Here is a 23,507-nt window from a genome sequence, read left to right on the forward strand (position 1 = left end):
GAAGTTTTTCGCTAAAATAGAAAAGTCAGGCGTGACCGGCTTCGCCCGACAGCATGAATGCATCGACACCAAGGACGCGGATCGCCCGCTCCCACTTGGTGGACCAGTCATGGTCGAAAAGGATGGCATCGTCCGACGGTGCGACCAGCCAGCCATTGGACTGGAGTTCAGCGTCGAGTTGGCCGGCATCCCAGCCGGCATAGCCCAGCGTGAGGACGTGACGATGCGGACCTTCGCCGGCGGAAATGGCCTTCAGAATATCGATCGTTGCCGTCAGCGCGACATCGTCCGCGATCCGCATGCTGGCATCCCGGATGAAATCCGCGCTATGCAGGACGAACCCGCGGCCGCTTTCGACCGGGCCGCCGAACAGCACAGGGTTGTCCGCGACATGGTCGCCGGCCTCGATACCCAGTTGGCCCAGCAGATCGGGAAAGGTGATCGACGTCATCGGCTTGTTGACGACGAGCCCCATCGCGCCCTCGTCGCTGTGCGCACACAGATAGATTACGGACCGCTCGAAGCGTTCGTCCTGCATGGACGGCATCGCGATCAGGAACTGGCCGGCGAAACCGGAACCGGTGTCGTGCGCTTTGGTTTCTTCGGGCGTCATCATGTCCTCTTTACGATCCTGGCACAGGTCGGCATCAGTTGCATGGTAGACAGGAACTCCGTTTAGCCGGAACCCTGAAACGTTGGAAAGCCCCCGAACCCCTGGGGAGGAATGGCAGCTCGCATGTTCGATGGTACAAGCCGGAGCGGCGGAATTCGCCCTCGCCGCATCTCGCCATATGTTCGGATGCTGCCATATGCTCAATTGCTAAGGTGTGGCTTCCTCGGTTCGGCAACAAGGGGTTCGGCAACAAGGGGTTCAGCAACAAGGGGTTCGCCATAAACAGCGGCCCGCATCGACGAGGCCACACGGGCACTCAATGCCATTATCAATCGAAAAGGTTGCATTCCGGTGAACACCCCAGGGATTAGATGGCCCGGCAGTCGGCGCATGGTAGCAGCAGGCGACACGACGCCGGGCACCGCTTCAGTCATGGTCCGTCTGGGGGTGTGCATCCTGCTCCTGCTGGCGACCCTCCCCGGAATCGCGGGAACGGGGTCCGCTATTGCCGGCCAGGGTCAATGGGTCACGGATACCGTGTCTCCGGACGCGACCGTTCGTGCCCGTCTGATTGCGGCGGCCGATGCCACCGGCGGCGCATCCACGCTGCGCGCCGGGGTCGAGATCGAACTTCCCGGCGACTGGAAGACTTATTGGCGCTCGCCCGGCGATGCCGGCATCCCGCCCAGCCTCGATCTATCCCAGTCCTCGAATCTGACGGCCGTCGACTTCCAATGGCCGGCGCCTGAACGGTTCTCGCTGTTCGGTCTGCAAACCTTCGGCTATGGTGACCGGGTCGTCTTTCCGCTTCTGCTGACGCCGGAATCAGCCGGCGAGCCGATGAGGCTGCGCGGCCGGCTGGAAGCGCTGATCTGCGACGACATCTGCGTCCCGACAGAGTTCGACCTGGCTTTGGACCTGGACGGCGGACCGGCAACGATCGATTCCGACTCTGCCAATCTGATCGATCGATTTCGGGCGAGGATTCCGGACGACGGAACGGTTTCCGGTCTGACCGTCACGCAGATTTCTCTGGCGCCCGATCTTGGCGAGTTGGGTGGCCTGCGTGTTCATGCCGATCGCAGCGGCGCCGGGTCCGGAAACGAAACTGTCCCCGACGCCATTATTGAGTCGCGACCCGGATGGGCATTCGAGGCGCCGAGGATTTCCGCCACCGACGACACCGGTTTCGTTGCCGAGCTTCCGTTCGCACAGACCTCCGGACCGGCGGAAGACCTGATCGGCACCGAGGCAACCGTAACCCTGGTCGACGGGGCCGCTGCATCTGAAACCGCGATGCCGGTGACCGCGGCGGATGATGTGGCCGGCTCGGGCGGTGGTCCGGGGGTTGGCGGGCTCGCGCCCTGGGTCCTGATGATCGGGCTCGCTCTGGCAGGCGGGTTCATTCTGAATGCCATGCCCTGCGTTCTGCCGGTGCTGTCGCTGAAGCTGATGTCGGTTGTCGGCTATAGCGGCGCGGCCCCGGGGGTCGTCAGATCGGGCTTCCTCTGGTCCGCCGCCGGAATCGTGACGTCTTTCATGGCACTTGCCGGGCTGGCGATCGGGGTCAAGGCCGCAGGCGGCGCGGTCGGGTGGGGTATGCAGTTTCAACAGCCACTCTTCCTGATATTCATCATCGTCGTCCTGACCGGTTTCGCCTTAAATCTCGCCGGCTTGATTCGCATCGAACTGCCGCACACCGCCGCAACCCGGCTTGGCCTGGTCGGCGGAACGTCGCCGACGGGGCCCGGCGCACATTTCGCGACGGGCGCCTTCGCAACGCTGCTGGCAACCCCCTGCTCGGCCCCGTTCCTGGGGACAGCCGTCGCCTTTGCCCTGTCCCGCGGCCCATCGGAAATCGTGGTGATCTTCCTGGCGCTCGGGTTCGGCATGGCACTGCCCTATCTGCTGGTCGCGGCCTTGCCATCGCTGGTACGTTTTCTGCCACGCCCGGGGCGCTGGATGCACGGCGTGCGCACCGTCATGGCCCTCGCGCTGACCGGCACGGCACTATGGCTGCTAACCGTTCTGGGCGCGCAGATCGGCGACGGACCGGCCGCTGTGGTCGGCGCCATGATGGCGGCCACGGCGGCAGCGCTTTGGTACCGTCGGCGGCTCTCAGGACGCCCCAGGATCGCGGCCACCGCCGCCGGGGCGGTCGTGGCGGCACTCGCATTCATCGTCCCTGTCCAGGCCGAGCGCATGGGATCGGCCGGGGCGGAAAGCGGCGAGACACGGGCGGTGGCCGACGGCTGGCGCCCCTTCGACCGTCCCGCGATCGCCGAACAGGTGGCCCGCGGCCGGGTTGTCTTCGTCGATGTTACGGCAGCCTGGTGTCTGACCTGTCAGGTCAACAAGAGCGCGGTTCTGGAACGCGGCGACATCGCCGAAAGGCTGAGCGCCGACGGGCTGACGGCGATGCGGGCAGACTGGACCCGCCCCGATCCTGCGATCTCGGAATTTCTCTCCGACCATGGACGATTCGGCATTCCGTTCAATATCGTCTATGGACCGGGCGCGCCGGATGGCATAGCGCTTCCGGAAATACTGACGTCAGGTATGGTGGCCGACGCGCTGGATCGAGCTGCGGCTTCCGGCTAATGTCGCGCCAGCGACCAGTTTCCTATCGATTCGGAGAAGACAACGAATGACTATCAAGAATGGCGATCCGCTTCCGGCGGCGACCTTCAAGCATGCGACCCCCGAAGGGATGTCCGAACTCAGCACCGATACACTCTTCAAGTCTGGCAAGTCGGTCCTCTTCGCGGTGCCGGGTGCCTTTACGCCAACCTGCTCCAACCAGCATTTGCCGGGCTTCGTCGCGAACATGGATGCGCTCAGGGCAAAGGGCGTCGAGCGGGTCGTCTGCATGGCGGTCAACGATCCATTCGTGATGAAAGCATGGGGCGAGCGGGACGGTTCCGACGACATCATCATGATATCGGACTGGGACGCGTCGTTCACCAAGGCACTGGGTCTCGATCAGGACGCCTCACCGGCCGGTCTCGGCGTGAGGTCCAGGCGCTTTGCCATGGTCATCGAAGACGGCATCGTCACGAAGCTGTCCGTTGAAGAAGAGCGGGGGCTGAACGTTTCCGCCGCCGAAGCGATCCTGGAAGACCTGTAACGGCGTCCCCCGGCCAAGGCCCTACGGGATTCACACACCGCAATCGATTGCGGCAATGGTGATTTCCACACCCTGATCGTCCCGGGCGCTGCGCGGCCACGAAGTGACGCGCTGCAGACCCGGGACCTCGTGCAGCAACACTCCCAAGTCGACACGCGAACCGGGCCCATCCGGGTCCGGGCCCCCGATCGATGTCGGGGGCGATCAGGAGGGGATAGCGTTGCACGGGCGATCAGTGAATCGCCTGGGGCTACGGCCGGGGCACCAACCATCGAACCGAAGGTCCGGGGTCGGCCGCCAGAGCGTCGGCCATAGCAGCGACGATCGGCATTACGACATCATCGAGTCCGAAAGGTGCATTGACGACGGCCAGCCCGGCACCGTTCAGCCGGGCCGGATCGTCAGCCGGCCGCCACAACAGTTCGACGTTCAGGACGCCCGTCGCTCCGGACCGCACCAGCTCGGCAAGAAAAGCGTCGACGGGGGGCCGTGCCTTGATCGGGTACCAGACGGCCAGCACACCGACCGGCCATCGTTTGCCGACATCCTTGAGGCACCGTAGAACTCGCTGGAATTCGTCCGTCTGCTCGAACGGCGGGTCGATCAGGGCCAGCCCCCTTCTGGGTGTCGGTGGCGTCAGGGCCGGCAGCCCCTCATAGGCATCGCGACAATGGCAGGCCACGCGCGCGTCGCCGGCCATCAGCCGTCTCAGGTCGCGGAAATCATCCCTGTGCAGTTCGAATGCCACCAGCCGGTCATCGGGCCTCAGGCGCTGACGGATGATTTCCGCCGAGCCCGGATAAAGGCGACCCGGCGGCAGTCCGCGCGCGAGGCTCGCGCCGCGCACCAACGCCAGGAAATCCGCCAGTTCCGGCGATTCCGGCCGCTGCAGGAGCCGGCCGATTCCGGCATCCGATTCCGCCGTTCGGCGCGCTTCCTCACCCAGAAGATCGTACAATCCGACGCCGGCATGCGTGTCAAAGATCGTCATGGGCTTGGGTTTGCGGCACAAATAGGCTATTAGCGCAGTCAGGACTGCGTGTTTCAGGATATCGGCGGGATTGCCAGCATGGTACCGATGACGGTAATTCAACCGGGGTTCCTCTCGGGTGACGGTTTGGGCGCGTGCTGCAATGACGGGGCAACTGAATGCCTCGGTATCACAGATTTGGATTGGTAATGGTCGCATCCCTCCGGTACCGCCATCTGCGCGAAAAGCCAACAACTGCCTTGTTTGACAGATCGTCAATCAGTATTATCCCGCGCATGTCATGGCCTTTCGCAGGCAAAACAATCAGTACGCCAATAACACGACCCGTCTCGTGCAGGCGGCATCGTGCCGCGGCCCGGGACCGATTTTGCGGGGGCTGGATGGGGTTTCTCGACCGTCGTTATGCACTTGCCGCATCGATCTTTCTGCTCAGCGGGTGCATCGCTACCGATGGGGTGTCGTCCCGCTCAGACTCCTCCGGCGGCGGGCAATCCGGGGACGACTACGTAACGTCGATGCTGCTGCCGCTGGGCGACTCCTATTTCGAACCGCGGGAAGTCAATCTCAATGCCAATACGGGCACGGAGATCGGCCGGCGTGTCGGTGAGATCCACGACGACCTGCGCCAGGTCAAGGCCTCGGTCGCCGAAGCCAACCGCGAGTTGCAGTCGATCCGAAGCAGCAGTGTCGGTAATGCACGGACGTATCACGGCTCGGTGTCGATGATTCAGTCCCGACTTCAGGTCGGCACGACGCGCGGCAACCCGGAACTGATCTCCGAATGGCAGGTGGCGCAAAGGTCACTCGACGATCTTGCCCGCGACGTCAGCGCCATGAACGGGCTGACCAGCCGAATCGCCTCGGACAACGGGACGGCAGCGTTCCTGTTGCAGACAGTCAGGTCGACCTACGATCTGCCCGGCGCGATCGAGCGCGATCACTCCAACCTTTCCCTGCTTGAGGACGAGGTCAACCGCACCGTCGTTCTGATCGACCGGCTGCTGAACGCGGTTACCGACGACCTTAACCGCCAGACCCGATATCTCAACACCGAACGCTCGAATCTCCAGACGCTGCAGGTCGCAATCAGCAATGGCGAGTTCTATGGAATGAGCCTGGCCAACCCGGCCTATTCATCGGCATTTGCCGGTGGTGGTGGCGCCAGTGCTGGTGAAGGTCAGGCCGCCTCCGCGTCATCGGACCGCCCGCTTGCCGTCATCCGGTTCGACGACGCCGATGTGGCGTACGAGCAAGCCGTGCACCAGGTCGTACGCGAGGCGATGGAACGACGGCCGGCGTCCCGGTTCGAAGTTGTTGCCGTTTCTCCCCCGGACGATCGGCCGGGGACGGCGCGAATCGCCAACCGTGCACGGCGGCATGCCGCCGACGTCCGCCAGACTCTGATGCGCCTCGGACTCGAAGCGAGTCGGGTGCAGATCGCGTCACGCGCATCCGGGGATGTTTCCGGCCCCGAAGTCCATCTGTTCGTCAGATAGCCATCCAGCCTTCTGAGTCGAGGCGCGCAGAGACCCGTCATGAAACGGTCTCGTCGCCGTCCATGGCACGGCCGGTCGTCCATGGCGCTCAAGGCCGTGATTGCCCAGGCACCGCCGCTCGGCTATAAGCGGGTAACTCCGCGTCCAAAGCCTGAAGGGTGCCAATTCATGTCGGAAACCGCCCCATTCTCCAAAAATTTCCCGGTTTCATGGGAAGAACTTCACCGCCACGCGAAGGCGCTCTCCTGGCGGTTAGCCGATATTGGAGAGTGGAAGGGCATCGTCGCCATCGCGCGCGGCGGGTTGGTTCCTGCTGCCATCGTCGCCCGGGAACTCGATATCCGCCTCGTCGATACGATGTGCGTCGCCTCATACGACCATCAGAACCAGGGCGAGGCCCGCATCCTGAAGCCGCTCGAAGGCGATGGTGAAGGCTGGCTGATTATCGACGACCTCGTGGATACCGGCAAAACCGCCCGCCTCGCCCGTGACATGCTGCCGCGCGCCCATCTGGCGACGATTTACGCCAAACCGGAGGGCCGACCCTTGGTCGACACCTTCGTGACGGAGGTCAGCCAGGACACCTGGATCTTTTTCCCCTGGGACATCGAGCCACAATATTCGGTGCCGATCGCCGAATCCCGGCTCAAACCGACACCGTGAGGCCGATGACGTCCGCCGGCACCGCACCGGTCCCGCAATGGCCGCGAGTAGGTGTCGGCATCGTCATCATGCGCGACACGCCGGGGGGACCGGCGGTTCTCCTCGCCAAGCGCGGCCGGGCACCCCGTCTGGGCGAATGGAGCCTGCCGGGTGGTCGTCAGGAAGCCGGTGAAACGGTATTCGAAACCGCCCGGCGTGAAGCCGCCGAGGAAACGGGCACGACAATCCGGCCGATCGAAATCATAACCGTCATCGACAGCATCACCCGTGACGCGGGCGGCCAACTGGCATTCCACTATACCCTGATCGAGGTGCTCGCCGCCTGGGAAGGCGGAGCGGCCGTCGCTGGAGACGATGCCGACGCCGTGGCGTGGGTCCCGGTTTCCGACGCTGCAGACTGGCTCGATTGGGACAAGGCGGTTACCGTCGTCCGTCGGGCCACTGCTGTCTGGCAGGAAGCAGGGCGATCTCGAGACGACATTCCCTGAGACAACACCCAGAAACGAACAACGGTGTCCAAATGTATGTCCGCCAGCTTACCTATTCGATAGACCTGGATCAGGGCGAAACCTTTACAATGGTCCAACAGCACCTGGCCTCACTCTATCGGCGCTATGGGCTGGTCCGTTTCCTGCTGCTGGCCGATCCGGAGGCTCCGGAACGGATCACGGAATTCCAGGTCTTCTATGACGAGGATGCCTGGCGGGACGCATTTGCGGGGATCAAGGAAGACCCGTTCTACCCCAATTTGACCGAGACGCTCGACACCGTAACCGGCGGCACGCGCCGGGACGACCAGTCACGCGTCCATTCGCTGATCCTCGACGTCGGTGGTGCGGCCCGGGGATAAGCCACCGACCCCGGCACGCAAGAAGCGGCGCGCCCCGAAAAACCGGGCGCGCCAACTTCAGCGCCCGCCCTATCTGCCTGCCGCTGCCGGCTGCCTGGATCGGCCGGACTGCCGTTGTGCGCGGTACCACTGCATCAGGAAGACCGCGAGCAGCAGCGCCAGCGCCGGAATGAACATCCACTGATTGGCAGGGCGGTCCTCTGCCGGCTCAAGAACGGCCAGCACATCCCACCCGATTTCGACCCCGTACCGCTCGGCCTGGCTGCCATAGCGGACATTCATGATGTTGACCTCGTCGCCCATCGTCATGAGGCTCATGCCTGCGCCTTGCAGCCGATCTTCGCCCGACCCCGGCTCCCCGACCGGCAGCATCACCGTGCGGGTAACGTCGTCACCATTGAAATCCAGGCCACCAACGACCATGCGAATGTGGCTGCCGGCCGGCTTCTGTTCGACGCGTTCCACAAGTTCGGTCGCCGGCAGTTCATCATACTGGTCATACAGCATGTTCATCCAGTAGCCCGGCTGGAAAAGTGTGAACGCGACCAGCAGCAGCGCGACGGACTCGTACCACTTGCTTCGGATATAGAAGTAATTCTGCGTAGCCGCCGCAAATACCAGCATTGCCGTGGTCGCCGATACGATGGTCAGGACCAGTTCCCATGTCGTCGTCAACCCGATCAGCAGCAGCTGCGGATTGAAAATGAAGATGAACGGCAGAGCAACCGTCCGCAGGCTGTAGAAGAACGCCGTTATACCGGTTTTCAACGGGTCGGCCCGTGCGACCGCCGACGCTGCGAACGATGCCAGCCCCACAGGCGGCGTCACATCCGCCATGATACCGAAATAGAACACGAAAAGATGGACCGCGATCAACGGCATGATCAGACCGTTCAGCGCGCCGATATCGACCACGACCGGCGCCATGAGACTGGCGACGACGATATAGTTCGCTGTCGTCGGCAGGCCGAGCCCCAGTACGAGGCTGATCAGCGCCGTCAGCACGAGCATGATGATGATGTTGCCGCCGGACAGGAATTCGACCAGCTCCGTCATGACGAGCCCGATGCCCGTCAATGTGACCGTCCCGACGACGATGCCGGCCGCCGCCGTCGCGATGCCAATGCTGATCATATTGCGGGCGCCGACCACCATGCCTTCGATCAGCTCGCGGATCCCGACCGCAATTTCGGGCACGATCGACTTGTTCTGCCGGAAAAAGGCGAGGATGGGCCGCTGTGTGACCATGATTCCCATCATCGTCACCACGGCGTAGAAAGCCGACAGACCCGGCGACAGCCGTTCGACCATCAGGCACCAGATCAGCACGACGACGGGAAGCAGAAAATGCAGCCCGGTCTTGATCGTCGGCCCGGATTCCGGCAGCGAGACGATCTCGGCTTCGGGATCGTCCAGTTCCAGTTCTTCATACCGGGCGGCATACCAAAGCAGGCCGACATAGACCGCAACGACGGCGATGGCGATGACATAGGACGAAACAGGCCCCATGACGTCGCGGATCCAGCCGATCCCCCAGTAAACGATACCCGACAGGATGACGATGCTCGACACGGTGATGCCGAGGGAAATCAGGCTCATGTAAAAGGGGCGAACAGTCGGCTTCGGGATGGCGCGCAAATCCATCTTCAATGCTTCGAGATGGACGATATAGAGCAACGCGATATACGAAATCACCGCCGGCAGGAAGGCGTGCTTGATCACGTCGATATAGGGAATGCCGACGAACTCGACCATGAGGAACGCTGCCGCGCCCATGACCGGCGGCATGATCTGGCCATTGACCGACGCCGCGACCTCGACGGCACCAGCCTTGTGTGCGGGCATGCCGACCCGTTTCATCAACGGAATCGTGAAAGTACCGGTGGTCACGACATTCGCGATGGAGGACCCGGAAATAACGCCGGTCATGCCGGATGCGAGCACGGCCGCCTTGGCTGGTCCGCCACGAAGATGCCCCAGCAGCGAAAATGCGACCTTGATGAAATAGTTGCCGGCGCCAGCCCGTTCCAGCAGAGACCCGAACAGGACGAACAGGAACACGAACTGCGTGGAAACCCCCAGGGCGATGCCGAAAATGCCCTCCTGACCGATCCACTGATGGGTCAGGATCCGCTCTACCGAATGACCGCTATGGGCGATCATGTCGGGCATGTACCGCCCTAGATAGGAATAGGCGAGGAAGATGATCCCGATGACCATCAGGGGCGGGCCGAGCGCACGGCGTGTGGCTTCGAGCAGAAGCAGCAGGCCGCAGACGCCCGTCACGATATCCAGCAGAATGGGGGCGCCCATGCGCTGCGACAACGCATCGTAGAATACATACAGATAGAGCGTCAGCAGCGCCGCCACGATCGCCATCAGCCAGTCGCCCAGCGGGATTTCGGTCGTCGATGACGGAACGATCAATGGCCAGGCCGCGATCAGAACGGTCGCACTGCCGGCCAGGAATGCCCATCCGACCGCCTCGCCGGCGGCAAGCTGTTGTGCGGCGGTGACCGCCATGAAGACTGCCGCGATGCCATAAATCCCGGCCAGAACTGGTTTGCGGCCGCTGGTGGAGTCGACGGCGGCAGGAAAGGCCGTGAAGGCCAGGAAGAGCGCGAACGCGAGATGCAGGGCGCGCGCTTCGGCGTCATTGACGATGAAGACGCCAAACACGAAAGGCAGCGGCGATGCGTACCACAGCTGAAAAGCCGACCAGAGGAAAGCGACGACGAAAATGACCCTGGCGGCGATTCCGGCAGGCTGTCTGGCCCCGGTATCGGCCTTGGCGACAAGACTTTCGGCATCCGGAACAACTTCGTCACCGGCGGCACGGTTGTCCGGCGAGGTGGAAGACTGTCTGGCCATCGACGCATAGCCTCGTGATCACGCCCGAACTGGGCATTGCAAAAAATAGGGGTGGCCCGGCCTCGGCCGACGACCACCCCCGCTTGTTCAGCCCGCCTTACCGGAGGCCTGCTTCTTCGTAGTAGCGCATGGCCCCTTCGTGGATCGGCGCGGAAAGTCCGGCCGTCGCCATCGATTCGGCTTCGAGGATCGAGAACGCCGGGTGAAGCTGCTTGAACTGCTCCAGGTTCTCGAAGACGGCGGAAACGACGGCATAGATGCTGTCGGCCGGAACGTCGGCCGACGAAACGAACGTCGCGCCAACACCGAACGTCGTCACGTCTTCGTCGGTACCGTCATACATGCCGCCCGGGATCGTCGCCTCGAAATAGAACGGCTCTTCCTCGATCAGGTCCGTGATGATGTCGCCGGTCACGGGGATCACGTTCGTATCACAGGTCGTGGTGGCTTCCTGGATCGAGGCGCTGGGATGGCCGACCGTGAACAGGATCGCATCGACGCGGTTGTCGCACAGCGCCTGTGCCTGTTCGCGGGATGGCAGTTCCGAGGCCAGTTCGAGATCGTCGAACGTCCAGCCGTAAAGCTCGAACAGCATTTCCACAACGCCGCGCTGACCGGACCCCGGATTGCCGACATTCACGCGCTTGCCCGGCAGATCCTCGAAATGTTCGATCCCGCTATCGGCACGCGCGACGACGGTGAACGGTTCGGGATGGAGCGAAAAGACGGCACGCAGATCTTCGTTGGCGCCCGCTTCTTCGAATTGGTCGGTGCCGTGATAGGCATGGTACTGCCAATCGGACTGGACGACGCCCATGTCCAGCTCGCCCTGGGCGATGGCGTTCAGGTTGAAGATCGAACCGGCTGTGCTCTCGGCCGAGCAGCGCAGGCCGTGTTCGTCGCGACCCTGGTTGACCAGACGGCAGATCGCGCCACCGGCCGGGTAGTAGACGCCGGTCACACCGCCAGTGCCGATGGTGACGAATTGCTGTTGCGCGTTGGCCTGGCCAACCGATCCCAGCGCAACCATACCTGTCGCGGCCAGCGCGATCGCAGATGTCGTAACCACTTTTTTCATGGTTCATGTCCTCCGATTGTGTGGTTGAATTGCAGTGTCGCCCGCCATCTCGCGCCCGCAATGTTCGCGGACGCTGGCGAGCGGTTGTTTTCGACGGGACGGAACGTCAGCCGCCCAACCCGATCCGTCCGCGCGGGCAGCTCGGCGCTCATCATTGCCGCTCAAATCGGGAGAGTCAATTTTCCTGTTGCGCAACCAAAGGATGTCGACCCTCCCCACATAATATGTCACTATGCCTGCCGTTTGAGCAATTGAGGCTTGCTACAGTCTTAGCGATCCAGGCCCACGCGCGCAACCCTGGCCTGTCCCGGAACCGGCGATGTCCGCAATACTATTACTTTGAGTCCCGGATCACCCGCGGAGTACCGCGAAAAGCGCGGCCGCGACGGCAATGATCGATATGGCGGTCACGGCCCGCTGGCCGACCGCCCGGTTGACGGCATCCTCGATCCCTGACCGGCGGCGGACACTGTCGTCCCAGACCGACTGGACACTGGACCTGACACAGCGGACCGCGGAACCTGAATACTCCGACACTTTCCGGGCAAGGCGAACGGAGGACGCCGCCAAAGCCACCGCAGGCGGTGACGAGAGCGCCAGCAGGTCACCCTGGGGCACACGCCAGGCTTGCCGACCCCGGACCGCGAGCATGGAAGCCGCCGCCACGCCAAGTCCGACGGCGAGCGGCCAGCCGTTCTCCCACAGCCCATAGGCAGAAAACGTATCCGCGATCTTCGATGCCGGCGCGATCCACCAGATCGCCACCTGCCCGGACAGTATCGACGCCGCAGCGGTACCTGTCAGGATCCGGCGCGCGGGGCCGGCGGCACTGCCGTCGTTGGCAGTCGGCCGCCAGGGTGCGAATATATAAAGGAACCGCAGCACCAGCAGTGTCGTGGCGACCGCTGACAACGACAGCAGGGTGACGATCCGATCGGCCGCTTCCGTAGACGCCCCTTCGATGGCGCTTTTCAGGGTGAGTTTTGCGACCGCCCCGCTCGACAGGGGCAGACCGGCCAGAGCCAGCGCCCCAACGCTTGCCAGCAGAATAAAGGCGACGCGGCTTCCGGCGGTCATTGCACCTTTCTGCCGGGCGCCGACAAGAAGAAACAACCCGCCTTTCGTCAGCCCGTGATGCAGCATATAAACCGTAACCGCGACCAGAAGCGCGGGCCAGACAGCGGGCGCGGTCCAGCCCACCCCCAGAGCCGCAGCCAGTATCCCCATCTGGCTGAGGCTGGAATAGGCCAGCACCGCCTTGGCATCGTCCTGCGCGACGCCGCATATCACGCCATAGAACGCCGTAAAGAGACCGATGACGATCAGAACCGTACCCCCGGCCGACCACGGATCGAGCCCGATCGGCAGGAAGGTGATCATGCCGAACAGACCGGCCTTGATCATGGTACCGGAAAGAACCGCGGAAGCGGGCGCCGGTGCCGCCGGGTGAGCCAGCGGCAGCCAGACATGCAACGGGAACAACCCCATCTTGATGGCGAAAGCCAACGCAAACAGGACGATTGCGACGGCATTCGGGCCCGGCGGGTTCAATGCCAGCCGTGCGTCGGCGATGGAGATGCCACCCGACGTTACGGCCGCCAGCATCATACCGACAAGCAATGCGGTTTCGCCGATCACCGCCAGCACGATGTACACCGACCCGGCATGGAGCGCCTTGTCCGATTGGTCGTGCACCACGAGAACATAAGACGCCAGCGACATCATCGCGAAGAAGAGATAAAAGCTGGGGAAATCCCGCGCGATCAGCAGACCGAAATTGCCGGCCATTACCAGAAGAAACAGCCCGGCGAATCGCCGGCGGGGCGAGGACGGCGACAGATAGGCGCCGGCGTTCATTGCCGCCAGAAGCCAGAGAAACGCGGTGAAGCCCAGCACCGCCCGGCCGGTCGGCGTCATGACGAATCCGGCGCCGAACAGAAAATCGTGCAGGACAACGCTCCTCCCGTCCGGGACAAAGGCGATTGCGGCCAATGCCGGCAGGGGCGCGATCCATCCCGTGCGCAGAATTATGCGCTCGAACGCGGGCACCAGTGCGGCCACTGCCATGACCGCCGGCAAAACCGGCGTCAGCACCAGCAATATGGTCGAGAGCGACATCATAGCAATGTGTACTCCCGCTCGACGATCAGGATCGCCCATTGCAGCGGGCTGGCGGCAAAGGCCGCGAACAGACCGGCACCGACAGCAGCGGCGGCCGTAAACACGGCGGGAATGACAAGGGCCGGCTTTGCCTCCCAGACGGCTCCGCGCCAGGCCAATCCCGGATCGCGGTCCGGCCAGGGGTGCACCGGCGGGCGAAACCAGACGGCATAAAGGATCGGCAAAAAGTAAGCGGCATTGAGCAATGAACTGGCCGCGAGGACGGCGACGACCCAGTACTGGCCGCTCTCGATCGCGCCGATGCCCAGATACCACTTGCTCACGAACCCGGCCAGGGGCGGCGTTCCTACCATGCCGAGCGCCCCGGCGGAAAAGGCCAGCATGGTCGCCGGCATGCGCCAGCCGACACCGGCCATTTCATCGATTTCGTGGATGCCCAGTGTCTTCTGAAGTGTCCCGGCGCAGAAGAACAGGGTGATCTTCATCAGGCCCTGGTGGACGAGATGCACCAACCCGCCGGCAAGGGCAACCGGCCCCAGCATTGCCACGCCAAGCACGATGTACGACACCTGGCTGACGGTCGAGTAGGCCAGCCGCCGCTTGAGGCCGCGCTGGGCCAGCGCGATCATGCTGGCACCCAGGATCGTGACCGATGCGGCGATGGCCAGCGGCAGTGCGACGCCGAGCGCGGTGGTCAGTTCGATACCATAAAGATCGAGGACGACGCGCAGAATGCCGAACGCGCCCGCCTTGACGACGGCGACGGCGTGCAGGAGCGCGCTGACCGGCGCTGGCGCGACCATCGCGTTCGGCAGCCAGCCGTGGAACGGCATCATCGCCGCCTTCACGGCCAGGCCGCCGACCAGCAGCACGAAGCACGCGGTCAGTGCCGCGCGGTCGTCCAGCACATGGGCGGCCAGTTGTCCCGCCTGGCCGAAGCTGAGTTCGCCCGCCATGGATTCCAGCCAGACCGCGCCGATCAGGAATGCAGCACTGCCGGCCATGGTATAGCGCAGATAGCGCCGTCCCGCAGCGAGTGCCGCCCGATCTCCGCCATGAACGACCAGGGGATAGGTCGACAGGGTCAGCAACTCGTAGAACACGAAAAAGGTCAGCGGCGTCCCGGCAAGGGCGATACCGGAGGTCGACGCCACGCACAGATTGAAAAAGCCGAAAAACCGCCGTTGATCGGGCGTCCCGGCCAGATAGGCCAGCGCATAGATCGTGGTCACGAACCACAGCACGGCCGAGAGGCTGACGAACAGCAATGCCAGGGCATCGATCCGGAACGACAGCGCCATGCCGGGACCGATCGGGAGTTCCACGGCGAACAGCCGACCCTGCTGAACGCCGATCATGGCAATGGCCAGGACGATGAGCTTGGCCGTCGCGCCAGCCATGGTCCATATGGACCGCGCCCGGCTATGGGCGTCGCTCAGCAGGAACACCGCCACCGCCGGCAACAGCGAACAGGCGATCAGTACCAGTGGCAGCGCCTGGGACAGGATTGCCTCGGCCATTATCGACCCTCTCCGGCCCAACCGGGCTCGGCCATGGTCAGGGGCAGGATGCCGCCCCCGGCAATGCCGACGGCTATCGACGAAAACGCCAGGAGCAGGGCGACAACCTCCAGCGCCGGGCGGCGACGCCCGAGAATCCTGTCAGCGACAGCCTGGAACCGGCTATCGGGCAAGGGGCGGAAGGCGTATGCGAAAATCTTGAACATGTAGGCCGCCGACAGGAATCCGCCGCCGACGATCGGCACGACCCACACATATGCATCGCTCGCCATCGCCGCCCGCAGCATCAGCCACTTCCCCAGAAAGCCTGCACTGGGTGGCAACCCCATGATCGAGACGCCGGCAACGGCGATCGCCATCATCGCCACTGGCATGGTCCGGGTCGATCCAATGAGCACACGCAGATGGTCGCTGCCGGCCGCGACGACGATGGACCCGGCAGCCAGGAACAGGGCGGCTTTTGCCAGTCCATGGGACAGCGCATGAATGACGGCGCCGGACCATGCCTCAGCGGCGGCTTCGGGCATTCCGGCGGCGATGATCGGGATTGCGACCAGAAGATAGCCCATCTGGGCAACCGTCGAATAAGCAATGATCGGCTTCAGCCGCGACTGCCGAAGCGCCTGGATCGAGCCCCAGACAATCGCGCCGGTGCCGAGCAGACCGAGCAGCACGGGCGCGGCCGGTGGCACGATGCCGGCAAACGGGCCCGTCCACAGCCGCAACAGGAACAGCGCCGCGGCCTTGACCAGCAGCGCCGACAAGATGGCGCTGACCGGCGCGACCGCACCGGTATGAGCCGGTGGCAGCCACCCATGCAGCGGCCACGCGGCCATCTTGATCAGCAGCCCGACGGTCATCAGCGTGACGCCGGCCAGGACAATACCGGCGCCATCGACCGACAGTGAAACCGGAATCAGCATCTCCGGGACGAGCCCATGCCCGTCCAGGCGCCCGGTCACCGCGTAGATCAGAGCCACTCCCATCAGATAGATCAGCGACGCGCCGGTCGCCACCAGCAGATACCGTATCTGAGCGGTCAGCGCCCTGGCGGTCCCGGAAAGGGCGATCAGTGCCACGCCGGCCAGACCCGTGACCTCCAGCGTGACATAGGCGGTGAACAGGTCGGAGGTCAGGAACAGCGTGTTGAGGCCGGCCCACAGGAAGAGGATCGTGGCCCAGACCGCCGGCGACCGCGCATACCAGCCGTCTTCAATCAGGATATGGACGCCCGCGGCAGCGAGGACACATGCCGCCATCAGCACCATGATGGCCGCCGCCCGGTCGGCCAGCAACGCTATGCCCAGAGGCGTCGGCCAGCCGCCCACCGTCGCCCCGATCGTACCGCCGACGGCCACGACGGCGGTCAACACGATGGCCGCGGCAGCCACGAAGACGAGCGCAGTCGCCGCCAGCCGCGACACATGGCGTCCCGGCGCCAGGGCGGCCGAGGCCGCAAACCCGATCGGACCGAGGATGACGGCGGTGAAAATCAGATCCGTCGGCTGCATGTCAGCGCCGGTCCCCCGGCTCGTCCAGGGTCAACCGGCCGGTTTCCCGGTACAGCCGAATGACGATCGCCAATGCCAGCGCCGTCGCGGCAACCGCCACGACCAGTCCCGTAATCACCATGGCCTGCGGTATCGGGTCGGGCACGCCGCCGCCACGAACGGCGACGGCGCAAAAGGTCATGAACACACCGCTGCCGGCAATGTTCAGCCCCAGGACCCGGCGCACCAGATGACGCCGGGCGAACAATCCGTGCAGCCCGATAACGAACAGCGCCGTGCCACTCAGGAAATATAACGCGACCGTCAACGACATGGTTGTTTCCACTATCCTATGCGTCGCGATCCCGACCGTCGGACGGGTCGGTGCCGGACTCGTTGACGCTTGTCGTATCGGCATCGCGCATCTGCGGCCACCGCTCGCGGTCTCCCAGCGCCAGGGCCGCCAGGACCACTGCTATCCCGACGGTCAGGGCGATCTCGACCGCAATGATCACCACCTTCTGATCGCCGCCGATGAACGGAATGCCGCCGAAACCCGGCCCAACGACCGACGCGATCGCCAGCACCGCCGCCAGCACGGCGATCGCGGCCGACACCGTGGCGGTCACGAGCCGCGACCCGGCCGCAGGGTGGCGAAGCCGCCCGGAAAGGACAGCCACGATCAGCCCGGCGGCGGCAACCGTCCCGCCCTGAAAGGCGCCCCCGGGCCGATCGGCGCCGATCGCCACCAGATAGCCCGCCGTCACAAGCGCCACGGGCAGGATGACGGTCGTCAGCAAGCCCAGTGCCGCGTTGCTGTCGCGGGGAACGCGATGATACTGCGCTGCCGATGGTGCCTCGGCGGCTGGTCTGCCATCGGCGCCGACCAGCACGACACCCAGAAGCGCAATCATCAGAATGCTCTTCTCAAGCAGCGTATCCAGCACACGAAAGCTCAGCAGGACGGCATTGACCGCATTGCCGAGTCCGGTCGCTTCGGTCTGGGCGAGCGCCAGCGTTCCGGCGCTGTCCACCCCGGCAGATCCGGTCACGGCCAGATCGGTGAATTCGGCAAAACCAATCAGCCCGACACCCCCGATGCCTAGCGCGAGCAACAGGACGGCCATACCACCGGCCCACCGTTCGCTCCGCCCCGCCGATTCGTCGATGTCGACGGCGTCGCGCGGCGTCGCCCCTTCGGGCGACCGCGCGATGTGCCCCAGCCGTGCCAGGGTACCGATGAGCAGGACGCCCGTCAGTCCCGCGCCGATCGCTGCCTCGGCCACGGCGATATCCGGGGCATCGAGCCGGAACCACGCCAGCGACAGGATGATGCCATAGCTGATGAACAGCATCACGCCGGCCATGATGCGCGGGTGGGCCAGTGCGGCCCACGCCAGCACCGGCAGCAGGGACGCCAGCGCAATATCGAACGCCGCGCCGCTGTCGGCGATCGTCGCGGCAAGGATGTCCTCAGCGGCGTCCGCCATCAGCTATCGGCCCCGGGCCGATCGGTGTCGGACCGACCCGGGTCAACGGCGACGCGCGCCGCGACGAGCTGCGAGACCGTCGCCGCCGACACCAGCGCCAGACCCCAGATCAGCACCAGCTTGACGATAGTGGCGAATTCGCCCGACAGAAGGCAGAGGCCGAGGACGATCAGTCCCAGGCCGACGGTATCGGCCTTGGTCAATGCGTGCAGGCGGCTGAGCAGGTCCGGCAGCCGCAAAATCCCGAGCGTTCCGACCAGAAAGAAACCGGTGCCGGCGACCAGCAGGAGCACGGCGACGATGGCGATCATGGTTGCTCCTCCCCCGGTTCGGCTGTTTCCGACCGGCTTTCCTGCATCGCCAGACCGGATCTGGCCAGCGCCAGGCCGGTTACCGCGGCGAGCAAGCCGAGGATCAAGGCCGCGTCGATCGCCGCCTCTTCACCCGTCGCGATTCCCAGTATCAACAATATGGCGATGCCCGTTGTTCCGAACAGTTGGACCGCCAGCATGCGATCGCCCGGCCCCGGTCCCCGATGGACCCTGATCAGCCCGACGCCAATGGACAACAGCAGGATCGTCGCGACGACATAAAGAAATGCGCTCATCGGCGGCCCCTTAATGATCCCCTTGTCATGTGGCGTATCCGCCGCTCTTCTTCGTGCACCCCGGCAACGATCGACGGGTCATCGACGAGAACGTGGACCCGGACCCGGTCGCCCGCGCTGCCCGCCGTCAGCGACCCCGGCACCAGACTGACGACACCGGTGAACAACGCCCGCGGCCATCCATCCGGTGTCGACGTTGGAATATCGGTTAAACGCGGCGTTATGTTCAGGCGCGGGGCCAGAACACGCCCGGAGACATCGACCGCGCCAGCCAGGGCGCGCCAGAGAAAACCCGGTATCCAGGCAAGGAACCGTATCGGCGACAGGTGGGGGCCAGAGCGTGGCCCGGATTCCGGCCCCGGACTCGGCACTGCAAGGACCACGAGTCCGGCAGCCGCCGCGGCCACCGCGATTCCAGGCACCAGCATCGATGCGGCACCGCCGGTAAGCACCAGCCAGACCGCCGCACAGACGGTCGCAACCGCCGCATACCGGCGAACGGTGGCCGGCTCGGGGCGGCGCGAAATGAGGTGTCCCATGGCTAAGGATCTCGTTGGATCGCGTGCGGGAGCGACTGTCACAAAACAGTAATGGAAACGAAATATATCCATTACAGACCCTCTGTATAGTCCGCGGCGTTCAATCAGGGAAGTGACAACGCGCTTCGCCGAACCCACATTACAGGCCAATGGAGAAATCCGTGAAATTCAGGACCTATGCCAGCGCCGCCGCGCTCGCGGTTGCCGGCGTCGCCCTTGCCGGCACGGCCGACGCCCAGACCCGCGATCAGATTTCCATCGTCGGCTCGTCGACGGTGTTCCCTTATACGCAAGCCGTGGCGGAAGTCTTCGCCAACAGCACCGACTTCCCGTCCCCCGTCGTTGAGTCGACCGGCTCCGGCGGCGGCATGCAGATCTTCTGTCAGGGCGTCGGCGTCGACAATCCCGACATCACCGGCGCGTCGCGGGCCATGACCCAGTCGGAATACGATCTGTGCCAGGAAAACGGCGTCGAAAGCATCACCGAAGTCCAGATCGGCAGCGACGGCCTGTCGCTCGCGATCTCGGTCGACGGCCCGGATTTCGATCTGACCAAGGCCGAAATCTTCCAGGCCCTGGCCGCGCAGGTCGAGGTTGACGGCGAAATCGTCGACAATCCCTACACCAACTGGTCCGAGATCAACAGCGACCTGCCCGATATGGACATCGAAGTCTTCGGTCCGCCGCCGACATCCGGCACCCGCGACGCCTTCGTCGAACTGGCGATGGAAGAAGGCTGCATGGAATTTCCGGCGATCGCCGCGCTTGAAGGCGACGAGCAGGAAGACGTCTGCGCACGCATGCGCACCGACGGCCCCTTCGTCGAAGCCGGCGAGAACGACAACCTGATCGTCCAGCGCCTCCAGGAAGACTCTGCCACGGTCGGCATCTTCGGCTACTCGTTCCTTTACGAGAATCAGGACGCGCTCAAGGCCGTGACGGTCGGCGGCGTTTCGCCGAACCCCGACACGATTGCCGACGGCAGCTACGGCATTTCGCGTCCGCTGTTCTTCTACATCAAGAACGCGCACCGTGAGGCCATTCCGGGCATGGAAGAATTCATTGCCGAGTATTTGTCCGAAGAGGCCTTCGGCAATGGTGGCTATCTTGAGGAGCGTGGCCTTGTTCCGCTGCCGGAAGCGCGCCGTGAAGAGGTTCGCGAGGCCGCTATGAACGGCACGCACATGGACCGCTACTAAAGTCTTGTCCGGGGTCCTCGTATCGGGTACCCCCCGCCGGTTCGGTCACCTCAAAGGTGGCCGAACCGATCGGCGTTTTTTCATCGTGCTGTCTTGTTCGATACCCACTTTGCGTTGACGGACCAATGGATCGTCATTTTACGAACCTTTCGCCATTTCCAAGGGCTCACACGCCATGGTGACATCCCTGACATTCGGCCTGATCTTTCTGTTGACCGCCATCGCCTACATGACCGGCCGCAAGCGGGCCATCGGCAAGGCACGCGCCGCGAACGCAGCCCTGCATTCGCGCCCGCAATATTACGGGGCCTACGTCGCGCTGTGGTGTGCCATACCCTCGCTGGTTTTCGTCCTGCTCTGGCTGGCGTTCGACGAGACGATCGTCCAGCTCATCGTTTTGGCCAGCCTTCCGGCCGACCAGGTGGCGTTGTTGAATCCGGGGCAAATGAGTCTTCTGGCTGGCGAAATCATTTCAATCTACCACGGCCAGATATTCGGTGAACCGGAACCCTATCTGCGCGAGGCCGCCGCGTTTTACGGTACGCTGCAAGCCCTGTCGTCATGGGCGGCGATCGTCGTCGGGCTCGCCGCCGCAAGCTTCGGCCTCCTGTTCGCACAGCGCCAGATCGCACCGTCCATGCGTGCACGCAACAGGGTCGAGCGGACGATCACGACCCTGCTTCTTATTGCGGCCCTGGCGGCGATTCTGACCACCATCGGTATCGTCACGGCGCTGGTCTTCGAAAGCAGCCGGTTCTTCGCCCGCGTTCCGCCGCTTGAATTCCTGTTCGGCCTGAACTGGGAACCGCAGATTCCGATACGCGACGATCAGGTCGCCGGACTGGGAGCATTCGGGGCGCTGCCCGTGTTCTGGGGCACCATTTTCATCAGCATCATCGCCATGACGGTCGCCATTCCGATCGGCATCTTGTCGGGCGTCTACATGGCGGAGTTCGCTTCGCGGTCGATCCGGAGCATTCTGAAGCCGGCTCTGGAAATTCTGGCCGGGGTGCCGACGATCGTCTACGGCTTTTTCGCGGTGCTGGTGATCGCCCCGGCCCTGCGTCGGTACGGCACGATTCTGGGCCTGGACGTGGCCTCCAACAGCGCCCTGGCCGCCGGCGGCGTCATGGGCTTCATGCTCATACCGTTCATATCGTCGTTCGTCGACGACGCGCTCAATGCCGTTCCCCGCTCGCTGCGCGAGGGATCGCTGGCGATGGGCGCCACCAACACCGAAACCATCACCCGCGTGCTGCTGCCGGCCGCCCTGCCGGGCATCGTCGGAGGCGTTCTGCTGGCCGTCAGCCGTGCGATCGGCGAAACCATGATCGTCGTCATGGCCGCTGGTCTGACCGCACGCTTCACGCTCAACCCGCTTGAGGGCGTAACGACGGTAACGGTGCAGATCGTCACCCTTCTGATCGGCGATACGGCATTCGACAATCCAAAGACACTGTCGGCCTTCGGGCTGGGGCTGGTTCTATTCCTGTCGACCCTGTCACTGAACATCGTCGCCTTGCGAACGGTGAAAAAGTATCGGGAACAATATGACTGATATCACACACCGGACCGGCACGACGGTGGCAGCCTCGCCGCAAAGCGGGCCGTCGGCCGCCGAACGACGCCTGAAACGGCGCTATGCGAAGAACTGGCGCTTCCAGGCCTATGGCATTTCCGCGATCGCGATCGCGTTGCTTATCCTGGGCACGCTGATCGGCTCCATGATCGCCACCGGCTATCATGCGCTGACCCAGACGCATCTCGACCTGACGGTCGAGATACCGGCCGATGCCGTGGACCCGGCCTCTCCCGGCGACGGCGATTATCGCCAGATGGCGCGCACCGCACTGCTGGAACAGTTTCCGACAGTGGCGGCCGAGGACGAACGCGCGTTGACCGATATGCTGTCGGCCGGCGCCCCCCTGGCGCTGCGCGACCGCATCGTTGGCGATCCATCACTGATCGGCAGCACCATCGCCATAATGGTCCCCGTTTCCGATCCTTTCGACCAGCTTGCCAAGGGCCTCGTTCAGAGAGACACGCCGGAGGACAGGCGCCGCGTAACCGACCAGCAGATTGTCTGGTTCGACCAGTTGGCCGACGACGGCGCAATCTCGCGGCCCCTGAACTGGGCGCTCCTGACCAGCGCCGATAGCCGGCATCCGGAACTCGCCGGCCTCAAAGGGGCGTTGATCGGCTCGTTCTACGCCCTGCTCGTCTGCTTTCTGATCAGTTTTCCGGTGGGAGTTTCGGCGGCGATCTATCTGGAAGAGTTCGCACCGAAGAACCGATGGACGGACCTGATCGAGGTCAACATCAATAACCTCGCTGCCGTGCCGTCGATCGTGTTCGGCCTGCTCGGTCTGGCCGTGTTCCTGAATTTCTTCGGGCTGCCGCGCTCCGCCCCGCTGGTCGGCGGCATGGTGCTGTCACTGATGACGTTGCCGACCATCATCATCGCCACGCGCAACGCGTTGAAGGCCGTGCCGCCATCGATCCGCGAGGCCGCACTGGCGGTTGGCGCATCGCGGTTGCAGACAGTGCTGCATCATGTGCTGCCACTCGCCATGCCCGGCATCCTGACCGGCACGATCATCGGGCTGGCGCAGGCGCTGGGCGAGACGGCGCCGTTGCTGTTGATCGGAATGAACGCCTTCATCACGTCGGCGCCGGACAGCATGTTCAGTCCGTCGACGGCTCTGCCGACCCAGATCTACATCTGGGCCGACAGTCCGGAACGAGGCTTCACGTCGCGCACGTCGGCCGCGATCCTCGTCGTTCTGTGCTTCATGATCTGCATGAACGCCATTGCGATATTCATGCGCCGCAAATTCGAGAACAGATGGTAG

General features: G+C 64.0%; 21 protein-coding genes. 9 read left to right on the forward strand and 12 right to left on the reverse strand.

What is annotated here, in order from left to right:
• Positions 1 to 25: 25 nt before the first annotated feature.
• Entirely contained in the window at positions 26 to 613 is a 588-nt protein-coding gene (locus ABZ728_RS08000; protein WP_366655729.1) for a YqgE/AlgH family protein, read from the reverse strand.
• Between the two features lie 390 nt (positions 614 to 1,003).
• Here ABZ728_RS08000 and ABZ728_RS08005 point away from each other — a divergent pair, with 390 nt between their 5' ends.
• Together ABZ728_RS08005 and ABZ728_RS08010 are read left to right on the forward strand one after the other, a co-directional pair.
• Positions 1,004 to 3,214, forward strand: coding sequence for a protein-disulfide reductase DsbD domain-containing protein (locus tag ABZ728_RS08005; RefSeq protein WP_366655565.1), 2,211 nt, complete (start codon positions 1,004 to 1,006; stop codon positions 3,212 to 3,214).
• A gap of 46 nt (positions 3,215 to 3,260) precedes the next feature.
• A complete protein-coding gene (locus ABZ728_RS08010) occupies positions 3,261 to 3,740 on the forward strand; it encodes a peroxiredoxin (protein ID WP_366655566.1) in 480 nt (159 codons plus the stop codon).
• A gap of 250 nt (positions 3,741 to 3,990) precedes the next feature.
• Here ABZ728_RS08010 and rlmJ read toward each other — a convergent pair whose 3' ends face one another.
• Positions 3,991 to 4,731 carry a 23S rRNA (adenine(2030)-N(6))-methyltransferase RlmJ gene (gene rlmJ / locus ABZ728_RS08015; RefSeq protein WP_366655567.1) on the reverse strand — a complete coding sequence of 247 codons (741 nt, stop codon included), beginning with the start codon at positions 4,729 to 4,731 and terminating at the stop codon, positions 3,991 to 3,993.
• A gap of 380 nt (positions 4,732 to 5,111) precedes the next feature.
• Between rlmJ and ABZ728_RS08020 the strand changes: the two genes are divergently transcribed.
• From ABZ728_RS08020 to ABZ728_RS08035, 4 genes are all read left to right on the forward strand, one after another.
• On the forward strand, positions 5,112 to 6,227 hold the full coding sequence (locus ABZ728_RS08020) for a hypothetical protein (RefSeq protein ID WP_366655568.1): 1,116 nt from the start codon (positions 5,112 to 5,114) through the stop codon (positions 6,225 to 6,227).
• Positions 6,228 to 6,395: 168 nt separating this feature from the next.
• Complete coding sequence (gene gpt / locus ABZ728_RS08025) at positions 6,396 to 6,890, forward strand: xanthine phosphoribosyltransferase (protein ID WP_366655730.1); 495 nt, start codon at positions 6,396 to 6,398, stop codon at positions 6,888 to 6,890.
• Between the two features lie 5 nt (positions 6,891 to 6,895).
• Positions 6,896 to 7,378 (forward strand): NUDIX domain-containing protein, encoded by a 483-nt coding sequence (locus tag ABZ728_RS08030; protein WP_366655569.1) that lies wholly within the window; start codon positions 6,896 to 6,898, stop codon positions 7,376 to 7,378.
• Positions 7,379 to 7,410: 32 nt separating this feature from the next.
• The gene (locus ABZ728_RS08035) at positions 7,411 to 7,740 is read left to right on the forward strand and encodes a hypothetical protein (protein WP_366655570.1); all 330 of its coding nucleotides are present in this window, start codon (positions 7,411 to 7,413) and stop codon (positions 7,738 to 7,740) included.
• 69 nt (positions 7,741 to 7,809) lie between these two features.
• On the opposite strand, the gene ABZ728_RS08040 is transcribed toward ABZ728_RS08035, so the two are convergent.
• The 10 genes from ABZ728_RS08040 to ABZ728_RS08085 all read right to left on the reverse strand — a co-directional run bounded on the left by ABZ728_RS08040 (position 7,810) and on the right by ABZ728_RS08085 (position 19,456).
• The gene (locus ABZ728_RS08040) at positions 7,810 to 10,611 is read right to left on the reverse strand and encodes a TRAP transporter permease (protein WP_366655571.1); all 2,802 of its coding nucleotides are present in this window, start codon (positions 10,609 to 10,611) and stop codon (positions 7,810 to 7,812) included.
• 97 nt (positions 10,612 to 10,708) lie between these two features.
• Positions 10,709 to 11,689 (reverse strand): TAXI family TRAP transporter solute-binding subunit, encoded by a 981-nt coding sequence (locus ABZ728_RS08045; RefSeq protein ID WP_366655572.1) that lies wholly within the window; start codon positions 11,687 to 11,689, stop codon positions 10,709 to 10,711.
• A gap of 351 nt (positions 11,690 to 12,040) precedes the next feature.
• Positions 12,041 to 13,810 (reverse strand): proton-conducting transporter membrane subunit, encoded by a 1,770-nt coding sequence (locus ABZ728_RS08050; RefSeq protein ID WP_366655573.1) that lies wholly within the window; start codon positions 13,808 to 13,810, stop codon positions 12,041 to 12,043.
• Entirely contained in the window at positions 13,807 to 15,330 is a 1,524-nt protein-coding gene (locus ABZ728_RS08055) for a proton-conducting transporter membrane subunit (protein WP_366655574.1), read from the reverse strand. Before ABZ728_RS08055 ends, ABZ728_RS08050 begins: the two co-directional genes overlap by 4 nt.
• The gene (locus ABZ728_RS08060; RefSeq protein ID WP_366655575.1) at positions 15,330 to 16,841 is read right to left on the reverse strand and encodes a proton-conducting transporter membrane subunit; all 1,512 of its coding nucleotides are present in this window, start codon (positions 16,839 to 16,841) and stop codon (positions 15,330 to 15,332) included. Before ABZ728_RS08060 ends, ABZ728_RS08055 begins: the two co-directional genes overlap by 1 nt.
• 1 nt (position 16,842) lies before the next feature.
• Positions 16,843 to 17,154, reverse strand: a complete 312-nt coding sequence (locus ABZ728_RS08065; RefSeq protein WP_366655576.1) for an NADH-quinone oxidoreductase subunit K — start codon at positions 17,152 to 17,154, stop codon at positions 16,843 to 16,845.
• A gap of 16 nt (positions 17,155 to 17,170) precedes the next feature.
• Positions 17,171 to 18,310 (reverse strand): hydrogenase subunit MbhD domain-containing protein, encoded by a 1,140-nt coding sequence (locus tag ABZ728_RS08070; RefSeq protein WP_366655577.1) that lies wholly within the window; start codon positions 18,308 to 18,310, stop codon positions 17,171 to 17,173.
• Positions 18,310 to 18,621 (reverse strand): monovalent cation/H(+) antiporter subunit G, encoded by a 312-nt coding sequence (locus ABZ728_RS08075; protein ID WP_366655578.1) that lies wholly within the window; start codon positions 18,619 to 18,621, stop codon positions 18,310 to 18,312. The genes ABZ728_RS08070 and ABZ728_RS08075 overlap by 1 nt, the downstream gene beginning before the upstream one ends.
• Complete coding sequence (locus tag ABZ728_RS08080; protein ID WP_366655579.1) at positions 18,618 to 18,917, reverse strand: monovalent cation/H+ antiporter complex subunit F; 300 nt, start codon at positions 18,915 to 18,917, stop codon at positions 18,618 to 18,620. Before ABZ728_RS08080 ends, ABZ728_RS08075 begins: the two co-directional genes overlap by 4 nt.
• A complete protein-coding gene (locus tag ABZ728_RS08085) occupies positions 18,914 to 19,456 on the reverse strand; it encodes a Na+/H+ antiporter subunit E (protein WP_366655580.1) in 543 nt (180 codons plus the stop codon). The genes ABZ728_RS08080 and ABZ728_RS08085 overlap by 4 nt, the downstream gene beginning before the upstream one ends.
• 161 nt (positions 19,457 to 19,617) lie before the next feature.
• Between ABZ728_RS08085 and ABZ728_RS08090 the strand changes: the two genes are divergently transcribed.
• From ABZ728_RS08090 to pstA, 3 genes are all read left to right on the forward strand, one after another.
• The gene (locus ABZ728_RS08090) at positions 19,618 to 20,655 is read left to right on the forward strand and encodes a substrate-binding domain-containing protein (RefSeq protein WP_366655581.1); all 1,038 of its coding nucleotides are present in this window, start codon (positions 19,618 to 19,620) and stop codon (positions 20,653 to 20,655) included.
• Positions 20,656 to 20,830: 175 nt separating this feature from the next.
• Positions 20,831 to 22,213 (forward strand): phosphate ABC transporter permease subunit PstC, encoded by a 1,383-nt coding sequence (gene pstC, locus ABZ728_RS08095; protein WP_366655582.1) that lies wholly within the window; start codon positions 20,831 to 20,833, stop codon positions 22,211 to 22,213.
• Positions 22,206 to 23,507: a phosphate ABC transporter permease PstA gene (pstA, locus tag ABZ728_RS08100; RefSeq protein ID WP_366655583.1), complete on the forward strand. Its 1,302-nt coding sequence runs from the start codon at positions 22,206 to 22,208 to the stop codon at positions 23,505 to 23,507. Before pstC ends, pstA begins: the two co-directional genes overlap by 8 nt.

Origin of the sequence: Fodinicurvata sp. EGI_FJ10296, assembly GCF_040712075.1 — a bacterium.
GTDB lineage: Bacteria > Pseudomonadota > Alphaproteobacteria > DSM-16000 > Inquilinaceae > JBFCVL01.